This is a genomic window from Companilactobacillus formosensis (assembly GCF_005405305.1).
Classification (GTDB): domain Bacteria; phylum Bacillota; class Bacilli; order Lactobacillales; family Lactobacillaceae; genus Companilactobacillus; species Companilactobacillus formosensis.
On record NZ_BJDU01000004.1, the window covers coordinates 241100 to 247839 of the forward strand.

Below are 6740 nucleotides of genomic sequence, written 5' to 3' on the forward strand. Positions count from 1 at the left end.
TGGGATTATTTTAAATAAAAACGTGATTCTTAAATAGGAGAAGGGGGAATTGCGTATGCAAAATAAATTGTTAAAAATTATCAATATATTTATTGCTACTATATTTTGTTTGAGTCTACTGCCAATAAAAACGTCTAAAGCGGCTGCCACACCGCCACCTACCACATCTGAGGTATATCAAACTACGCCTCCAGGAATTGCAATGAAAGATTTCATATCAAAGGCTGATACTTATAAAGATGGAACGGTTAATAGTGCCAAATTCTTTGAAGCCGGTAATACTACTTATGATAATTCGACCGATATTTATCAATTATTGAGCAGTGATGGCGGTCAGGAGCAGACTAGTTCTTTTTGGGGTAAATTAGCTGGTGATGACGGAAGTAGTTCTAGTGTTAACAATTACTTTGATTTAAGTAAACCTCAAATTATTTCAGCTTGGCTATATATGGGTGACAAAAATGCTTACTCAGGTTCCAGTGACGATACGGCTGATAATCTCCCAGATGGTCTGGCCTTTGTTTTACAAGATGATACTAGAGGGACTCAAGCAATTGCAACTTCAGTTAACGAAGGTAAGACAGCTTTTGGTGAAGGCCTAGGCGTCTGGGGTGTCGCCAGTTCTAGTGATAATACGTTAAGCAAATTTATTGATCCAAGTCTTGGTGCAATTCAAAATAGCTGGGCTTTAGAATTTGATACTTTGCAAAATTCCAGTCCGGCAGCTTCTGGCAGTAACTATGATGATTATTTTGATGGTTTGACTTATAGCGGGGTAAAAATTGCCAAAGGTCAACATATGGCTTGGGATTATCCAGCTAATAGTGGAATAAATCAAAATAATACTAGTGCGAATATGGGTGTTAATCCTAATGATAGTGGCAATACTTACTATGGTAAAAATAATAACTGGGGAAATATTTTTACAGGATATAAGAATCATTACTATTACGGTTTAAATCATCGAGATGTAATTCATAGTATGTACTTAACCGGTTATACTAGTGCTTCAGCAACGAATGTGTATAACTCATGGCATCATTTCAAACTCAATTACACGCCACCTGCAGCTGGATCGACTTTAGCTAAAATGTCGTATATTTTTAACGATAAAACTTACGATGGTACCTTAAAAAATTACCTTGATTATGATAAAAAGACTAATGTGACAGTTGATATTGGTAAATTTATGCGGGATGGAAATACTAAAGTTCGCTGGGGATTCACTGCTTCTACTGGGTCCCAAAACTCTTCACCATCAACGTTTGCAGTCATTATGCAACAAATGCCTAATGTCGCTAATATCGAAACTACAACAAAGCTTTATGATTTATCGCAATATGATACTGCTGGTAATTTAGGACGTGAAATTAAAGATTTGGATAAACGTCCAGTGTCTGTTACAGCGGCTACTAAAGATCCAGATTATAACGTAGCCAATGGAGACAAATTACGTTTAGACTACAATTTGAAATACACTTCAGGTTTTGAAGGAACGGGAAGTGATATCACAACTAATGTTAATTTGCCATCAAATATTGATTTTAGTCCGGATGAAGATAACAATATCGGGCAAATAATTTATTCAGGCTTTTCTGATGAATCAAAAAATAGAACCGTTCCAATTTCGGCAACTAGTCTGACGAACGATAATAAGGTAGCATTAAGTTTAGATGCTTTAGACAGCGAGAACGAAAACATTAAAATTGAATTCTTTGGTACTGCTGATGCGCAAACGACACCAACGACTGTCAAAGGTCAGCATGCATCGTATCAAAGTTTACATTTTATGGATGATATTATGAGTCCGTCGTTTATAATCAATGACCGCCTACAATTAACGACGAATGATAGTTTAGATTTAGGAACGATTCAAATGGGTAATGAATCAAATAACCAAGTTAATTTGAATTTAACAATGAACTATCTCAATAATTCTAACTTTGATACAAAAGGCGTTACATTATTTACGAAAGTAGACGATAAAACTGCCACTAAGACAACTATCTCGACAACGGATGGAAAAACTTCTTATGATATTGCTGATGATATAGCCAATACTACACAATTTAGTGCCGACTATTTAGGTACGGGTACTCATACGATTACAGTTTATGTAGTTGATAGTATGAATCGGGTCAGCCAATCAATTACTTATCAAGTTAAAGTTGAAGGCAAGCAATTGAAATTAGATGTTGATCCAAATTATTCATTCAAAGACATTAATAAAGTGGCACCGGATGGTTATGTTGAGAGAAAAGGACATTGGAAAGTTTCGGTAATTAGCTCTGATACTCCGTGGACGTTAACAGCCAATGGGACTGAATTAACCTTAAAGGATGATTCCTCTCAAGTTATTGGGCCAATGTTTTATCGCGATAAGAATGACAATGATTTTTCAATGTTGAATCAAGATATTTTGATTGCCCAAGATACATCATCTGATTCCAAAACGACTGATGTCAGTGGAAGCTGGGATAATGATGATGGTATTTTATTGCATGATGATCAAGATAATGTAGCTGGTGAATATCAAGGTCAAATTCACTGGAGTTTGATTGATAGCGTTTAATTAGAAGTCGGGATGACTAATATCTCGGCTTTTTCTTGTCCTAAGGCTGGGATTCGTTTATTATAAATAAATGTATTTTTAAATTGAGAGAGTAATTTATATGAATGAAAAGTTAACTTGGAGAAATTTATTTTTTATCGGTTCAATGTTATTTGGATTGTTCTTTGGAGCCGGAAATTTAATTTTCCCTGTATTTTTAGGACAACAAGCAGGTAGTAATGTCTTTGGCGCTATTATCGGATTGTTGATAACCGGAGTGGGATTGCCACTTTTGGGAGTTGCCAGTATGGGAATGACCGGTAGCAATAGCGTTTTTGATTTGGCAGAAAAAGTCAATCGACCATTCGCTTATATTTTTACGATTTTGTTGTACTTGACGATGGGACCACTTTTTGCAATTCCTCGTTTAGCGACAATTTCTTTTCAATTAGGTCTTGCACCTTTTATTGGTAAAAATCATCAAAGTCTCGTCTTATTGATCTTCTCAGCTTTATTCTTTGGAGTAACTTTTTGGTTAGCACGAAAACCTAGCAAGTTGATGACTTATGTTGGAAAATGGTTGACGCCGATATTCTTAATTTTATTAGGAATTTTAGTAGTAACGGCTTTTATTAAACCAATGGGAAGTTTAAATGTTGCTCCTCAAGGTCAATATGTTGATCATGCTGTCTTGAGTGGTTTTACTGAAGGCTATAATACGATGGATGCTTTGGCCTCATTGGCATTTGGAGTAGTAGTGATAGATACGATCAAGTCGCTAGGTGTAAAACATCCTCAACAAATTGCTAAAGACACAATTAAATCCGGATTGATCAGCGTTGTTTTGATGGGAATCATTTATGCCTTTTTAGCTTTGATAGGGACTATGAGCGTTAATAAATTTCCTTTGGCAGCTAATGGTGGAGTAACGTTGGCTCAGGTGTTCAATTATTACTTTGGCTCTTTTGGTAGTTTGCTATTAGCTTTGATTGCTATCATTGCTTGTTTGAAAACTTCTATTGGTTTAACTTCAGCCTTTGGTGAAACAGCCACGGAAATGTTTCCTAAATTCAATTATCAAGCCGTTTTAGCTTTTGCAATTGGTTTGTCATTTTTGGTTGCCAATATTGGATTAACGAAACTGATCAATTATTCAACGCCAGTTTTGATGTTTTTATATCCATTGGCGATTGTTTTGATTATTATTTCAGTGTTAAATCCAATTATTGGTGAATCAAAATGGTTGTTTGGCATCACGACTTTGTTCACGTTGATACCGGCTTTTTTTGCTGGAATTGCAGCTTTACCTAAGGCAATGCAAAATGGTTTGGTTCAACGGATTTTAGTCTGGAATGATTATTTGCCATTGTCACAATTGAGTTTAGGTTGGGTAGTACCTGCTTTATGTGGTTTGGTTCTTGGTTTTGTAATCAGTCGTTTTAAAAGTGAAAAATAATATTTAGACTATCATGGTACTGCTGGATGTCGTCGTCCGTTCTGCTTTGTTGTGGAGGTAAGAAAACAAATGAAAAGGCAATAATTCATTTTTAGTTGTACTCGATTCAGGAAAATACTAAACTAATGATGATATTTATAATTTGTTTTATAGGGGAGATAAAACGTTTATGCAGAAGAAAATTATCACGACATTTTTAATTAGTGCCAGTATCTTAGGGGCAATGGCAATTACTACGCCAGTCAGAGCTGACAGTATTAAGGGAATCGTTACAACTAAAAATATGGCACGTTTGTATAACAATGATGGTAAATTGATTAGTAACCGTGCTTTAGCAGCTAATACACCATGGGTCACAGATCAAAGAATTGATTTGAGTAGTGTCGGCTCGGTTTATCGTGTTGCAACTAATGAATTTGTTAAAGCAAGTGATGTTGAGTTACAACATGGTCAGGCTAGTACTGGTACTGTCAAAGTCGGAAATAATGGGGCTTTAGTTTATAACTATGATGATGGAAAATACAATCCAGCTGATAATAAATTGGCTGTAGCTAGTATGTGGAAATACAATCGAGTTGACAATGTCAATGGTAAAACGTGGTATCAAATTGCTACTGACATGTGGATTAACAGTAATGATGCAACAAAATACAATGGTATCGAAGTTGAAAATACTGGGACAGCCACAATAGCTTATGCTTCAGACGTTGGACTTGATTTATGGCAAGGATTTGGAAATGACAAAGTTGCGACAGGCAGAAAGTTGGCTAATGGTACTAGTTGGAAGTTTTTTGACAAGGTAGTCGATTTTAACGGAGATGCTTGGTATGAAATTGGTAGTGATCAATGGATATCAGGAGCTTTCACAAAAATCAGCAATGATAAATTTACTCAAGCATCAGCTCAAGTTTGGGATCCTAATTATGCTGCGGTGGAAGCAAATAAAAAGACGGCTATTTATTCTGATAGTAATTTTAATTCAGCAACAAATAATAGTATCGATGCCGGTCAAATTGAACAAGTAGTTTCAACTGTATTAACTGGCAATACGATTTGGTATGAAAAAAGCGATGGTGGTTGGTTACCTTCAACAGCAGTTAGTGAAATTTCCGTTAAGAGAAGTCCAGTTAGTTTAAATGGTAAAACTAGAACTGAAGTGATTGATGAAGTTATCAATGTTGCCAAGCAACAACTAGGTAAACCTTACGTTTGGAATGGCAAGGGTCCAAATAATTTTGATTGTTCAGGATTGATGCAATATGTCTTTCGTCAAGTAACTGGCCAAAATATTGGTGGTTGGACAGTTCCTCAAGAATCTGCTGGAACGAAAGTTTCTCTCAATCAATTAGAGCGTGGCGATTTGATCTTTTGGGGTAATGCTGGAGCTACTTATCACGTTGGTTTGTATCTTGGTAACAATCAGTATCTCAATGCTTTGAAGCCCGGTACTAATGTGAAAATAGACTCAATTACGAATAGTTTCAAACCATCATTTGGAGTAAGAATCTTTTATTAGTCAAAAAAATAGTCCTGTTGAATATTTCAACAGGGCTATTTTTGATAAATCCTATTTTTCTACAGATACATCGCTAGCTTTGACGAATTCATCTTTGCCAACTTTGTAGTACTTTTGACCTTTGATTGAGGTCTTCTCTTTAGGTGTGCAAGTTTTACCTTTAGTTAAACAACGAGATAATTTCTTACCTTTTTCGTTATAGAGTTGAGCTTTGGCTACTTTTACTTTGATTTTTGAACTAGAACTGCATTTTGTAGCAGCTTGAACAACGGCTACATTAGAAACAGCCGGAATGATGGTGGTTACTGAAGCACCAGCAGATAGTAATGAAGCAAACAAAAGACTTTTTTGAATTAATTTCATGATTTTTATCTCCTTGAATTAACTTTCAGTAATAAAATGATAACGATTATTTTGTTATCAAAAACATTTTAACTCATAAATGATTCTGCAGTGATTTTGAGACGTTGTCGAAATGTCTATGATACTAAAGTGCTATTGTTCATTTGCGAAATGTTGCCTTTGAAGTCTTTATAATAGGTGCTGTCATAGAAGGCGCTTTGATCGCCAATTTTACAAACATTTCCTTGAGTTAAGCATTTCCCAATCTTTTCACCTTTTTTATTGTAAAGTTGAGCTTTAGGGACATTTACTTCCAAACGAAAATCGTTAGCTTCGATAGTTGAAACCATGTCTTCATCAGTTTGATTATCGTTAGTTAGAATCTTGACATCTTCGCCTTTGACGAATTTATCTTTACCAATTTTGAAGAAATAATCGTTGGCAGTAGTACCTTTAACGACTGTAGCAGCTTGAGCACTACCATTACCACTTGTAACAACAGGAATAGTTGTAGCACCCATTCCGATTGCAAATAATGAAGCGAACAAAAGACTCTTTTGAACTAATTTCATGATTTTTATCTCCTTTGAACCACATACGATATAAATTGATTTTCTGAAAAAGATAGCTAGGTTTTTATTAATATCCTGTTATCAAAAAATATAATAGCTTATTAACTTTCAAAAGGGTTATTTGATGTGTAGCCATTGTGTATATAAAAAAAGACCTTGCAAAATAAATTATGATTGCAAGGTCTTCTTTTTCAGAAAAATTAGGGGTCTACACTTTATCGTGTTGGTAGATTAATTCTACTGGCGCGATTTTTTTATACCAATTAAAAAAGGACATATATAATATCCTTTATAACCACGATT

5 protein-coding genes are annotated in these 6740 nt (G+C 35.1%); 3 read left to right on the forward strand and 2 right to left on the reverse strand.

What is annotated here, in order from left to right:
* Positions 1-55 precede the first annotated feature (55 nt).
* From FFM65_RS06500 to FFM65_RS12415, 3 genes are all read left to right on the forward strand, one after another.
* The gene (locus tag FFM65_RS06500) at positions 56-2572 is read left to right on the forward strand and encodes an L-type lectin family protein (protein ID WP_119318194.1); all 2517 of its coding nucleotides are present in this window, start codon (positions 56-58) and stop codon (positions 2570-2572) included.
* A gap of 100 nt (positions 2573-2672) precedes the next feature.
* Positions 2673-4007: a branched-chain amino acid transport system II carrier protein gene (gene brnQ, locus FFM65_RS06505; RefSeq protein WP_119318195.1), complete on the forward strand. Its 1335-nt coding sequence runs from the start codon at positions 2673-2675 to the stop codon at positions 4005-4007.
* Between the two features lie 169 nt (positions 4008-4176).
* Positions 4177-5523 carry a C40 family peptidase gene (locus FFM65_RS12415; RefSeq protein ID WP_119318196.1) on the forward strand — a complete coding sequence of 449 codons (1347 nt, stop codon included), beginning with the start codon at positions 4177-4179 and terminating at the stop codon, positions 5521-5523.
* Between the two features lie 51 nt (positions 5524-5574).
* Here the strand turns inward: FFM65_RS12415 and FFM65_RS06515 are convergent, their stop codons facing one another.
* Positions 5575-5886 carry an SLAP domain-containing protein gene (locus FFM65_RS06515; protein WP_119318197.1) on the reverse strand — a complete coding sequence of 104 codons (312 nt, stop codon included), beginning with the start codon at positions 5884-5886 and terminating at the stop codon, positions 5575-5577.
* 116 nt (positions 5887-6002) lie between these two features.
* Positions 6003-6437: a hypothetical protein gene (locus FFM65_RS06520; RefSeq protein ID WP_119318198.1), complete on the reverse strand. Its 435-nt coding sequence runs from the start codon at positions 6435-6437 to the stop codon at positions 6003-6005.
* Between the last annotated feature and the right edge of the window lie 303 nt (positions 6438-6740).

Bases quoted from the DNA above. Each gene is read 5' to 3' on its own strand.
- FFM65_RS06520 (WP_119318198.1), bottom strand. From the start codon at position 6,437: ATGAAATTAGTTCAAAAGAGTCTTTTGTTCGCTTCATTATTTGCAATC.
- FFM65_RS06500 (WP_119318194.1), top strand. From the start codon at position 56: ATGCAAAATAAATTGTTAAAAATTATCAATATATTTATTGCTACTATA.
- FFM65_RS06515 (WP_119318197.1), bottom strand. From the start codon at position 5,886: ATGAAATTAATTCAAAAAAGTCTTTTGTTTGCTTCATTACTATCTGCT.
- FFM65_RS12415 (WP_119318196.1), top strand. From the start codon at position 4,177: ATGCAGAAGAAAATTATCACGACATTTTTAATTAGTGCCAGTATCTTA.
- brnQ (WP_119318195.1), top strand. From the start codon at position 2,673: ATGAATGAAAAGTTAACTTGGAGAAATTTATTTTTTATCGGTTCAATG.